At 40.5% G+C, this 1,756-nt stretch carries 2 protein-coding genes; both read left to right on the top strand.

Features of this window, described 5'->3' with window-relative positions:
• Positions 1–266: 266 nt before the first annotated feature.
• The gene (locus C5O24_RS13115; protein WP_107036491.1) at positions 267–668 is read left to right on the top strand and encodes a lipocalin-like domain-containing protein; all 402 of its coding nucleotides are present in this window, start codon (positions 267–269) and stop codon (positions 666–668) included.
• A 273-nt stretch (positions 669–941) separates the two neighbouring features.
• On the top strand, positions 942–1,756 hold an 815-nt coding region (locus tag C5O24_RS13110), incomplete at its 3' end, for a CBASS cGAMP-activated phospholipase (protein ID WP_107681959.1).

Genomic DNA, 1,756 nt, shown 5'->3' with positions numbered 1-1,756 from the left:
CCTTATAGTATTAAGAGCTGTCACTGGTGACAGACCTTGAAATTCCAGTTCTTCGTTTACAGCGTCACGTAAATTGGCCATAGAATATCCTCCTCGGCGCAAACAGCGGTCGAGAACCTTGTATCGGATATCAGAGCTTTTTGTATTCGGCATCGTATAAGGTCTTTAGAATGCAAAGTTAATAATTTTATCAATAAGTTCAAAATGGTTGAACTTGAAAGCTATAATTTTGCATCACGAGGATTAAATCCCCCTCGTTGAATAAAATGAAAAAAGTTTTCTCACTCATGTTGCTTCTTATAGCGACTCTTAGCTTTCTCCCATCATGCTCAAGCGATGACGATGAACCAGACAACATCCAGTCTCAGATGATTGGTACATGGAACGCAACTTCTGTCAAATTCAGTGGCGACAATGATTGGACTGACATCACCAAGTACCCAAGCATGTCTCTGTCCATCACATTTAACCAGGATGGGAGTTATTCCGGACGAGGTGCATTGGGTAATGGCTCCGGTATTTACACTGTTTCCGGCAAAACAATCAAGACATATGTTGGCGGTGAACTTTACGGCACGTATTATGTGAAGACAGTATCGGGCAACTATGCCGAACTCACGCTGACAATGGGTACATCAAGTATGGAGATTAAGGCAACCCGTCGATAACACTAATTCAAGAGTCATTATGAAAAGATTCCTGCTTCTAATAGCTATGGCAATGATAATCGCTTTGTCATACGCACAAGGCAAACTCGACTGCGAAGGTGTATCATTAAAGCTCGCATATGAGTTCTGATGTCATATATGTCACGCATCTAATCGCTTGTCAGTCTATAATGACTGACAAGTGGCTTTGGCACGAATTTTGTAAATCTTATTTCGCCATTCTCACTCCTCGCAAATTGCGTCCGAGTAATCCCGAATGGAACATGCTAAAAAATGGAACATCCCAAATTTAAAATCCTTAGTATTGATGGCGGGGGAATTCGAGGCGTTATACCGTGTCAATTTCTTGCTAATCTTGAAAACGATCTTATCCAAGAATATGGTGAAGATACTCGACTGTGCGATTATTTTGACTTAATTGCCGGTACTTCAACCGGTGGAATTATCGCCATCGGACTTGCCTTGGGAGTTAAAGCTCAAGATATCCTTGACCTATATGTTCGTCATGGAAGTGAAATATTTCCCGAACCTATGCAACGGAACGTATCTAAAGCTAAAAGAATAATACTCAAAAAGCCATTTTATGATAGGTTACCGTTGAAAAAACTATTAAATGAAACATTTAATACTGATGGTGAACCTAAAAGAATCGGAGACGCAAAAACCAGACTCTTAATCCCGACATATAATCTAGAATCCCACCAGATACATATCCTAAAAACAGCACACTCTGAAAAGCTTGTGAGAGATTATCAAATTCCGGTTGTAGATGCAGCACTCTCTACCGCTGCGGCTCCCGCTTATTTCTTACCATATGATTTCTCTTACGATAATAAAGGGAAAAATGGCTCCGTGCAAATTAATATGATGGTAGATGGTGGATTAGTTGCTAATAATCCATCTTTTATGGCTTTGTTAGAGGCGACGCACTGCCTCGGTATAAAACTTGAAGATATTGGTTTGCTTTCACTCGGAACCGGCGTCGTGAAGAAAGCATGTCCAAAGAAATCATCCCACGTTACTCCAATGTATTGGGTCAATCCACTTAATGGACCAATGATATATGAGATAATGGCTGAAGCACAATC

The organism is Paramuribaculum intestinale (assembly GCF_003024925.1).
Classification (GTDB): Bacteria; Bacteroidota; Bacteroidia; order Bacteroidales; family Muribaculaceae; genus Paramuribaculum; species Paramuribaculum intestinale.
Note: the sequence above shows the minus strand (reverse complement) of the source record. Positions and strands in the feature narration are given on the sequence as shown.